Source organism: Tyzzerella sp. An114 (assembly GCF_002161055.1).
Lineage (GTDB): Bacteria > Bacillota > Clostridia > Lachnospirales > Anaerotignaceae > Fimicola > Fimicola cottocaccae.
In genome coordinates, this window is sequence record NZ_NFLT01000074.1 from 1 (window position 1) to 632 (window position 632).

Below are 632 nucleotides of genomic sequence, written 5' to 3' on the forward strand. Positions count from 1 at the left end.
GAGCAAATCATGCAGAAGTTTGCTGAATTAGAAGATAAAATATCTCAAGAATCAATTGAAAAAGCCGTAGAAGAATATTTTATTAATAATCCAATAGACACACTAACGGAAGAAGAAGTTATACAAATTGCAACTAATGTTTTAAACAATTATAAGGATAGTGTTCCTGAATGGACAAAGACACCGAATAAACCAACATATACAGCTAGTGAAATTGCTTTCGCTGACGGTCAAACTTTTCAGGAAAAATATAATAGTGGGCAATTAAAAGGTCAAAATGGTGACACTGGACCACAAGGGCCTCAAGGTGAGCAAGGTCCAACAGGTGAAACAGGACCAACAGGTCAGAGTGCAACAATCACAGGTGCAACAGCGACTGTTGACGATACAACAGGAACACCGGCAGTTAATGTTGTAGCAGGTGGAACAGAATTGACCCGTAGTTTTCAGTTTAATTTTTCAGGCTTGAAGGGGAAAACACCTGTTAAGGGTGTTGATTATTTTACTGAAACTGATAAACAGGAAATTGTGCAAGATGTTCTTAATGCGATACCCAATGGAGATGAGGTGGGTTATTAATGGGAATAGTAACTACTGATGATAAAAATTATAAGGATATAGCCGAAGCTATA

1 pseudogene is annotated in these 632 nt (G+C 37.3%); it reads left to right on the plus strand.

The window, feature by feature from the left end:
• A pseudogene (locus tag B5E58_RS13920) lies at positions 1–579 on the plus strand (collagen-like protein); the annotation flags it as partial.
• Between the last annotated feature and the right edge of the window lie 53 nt (positions 580–632).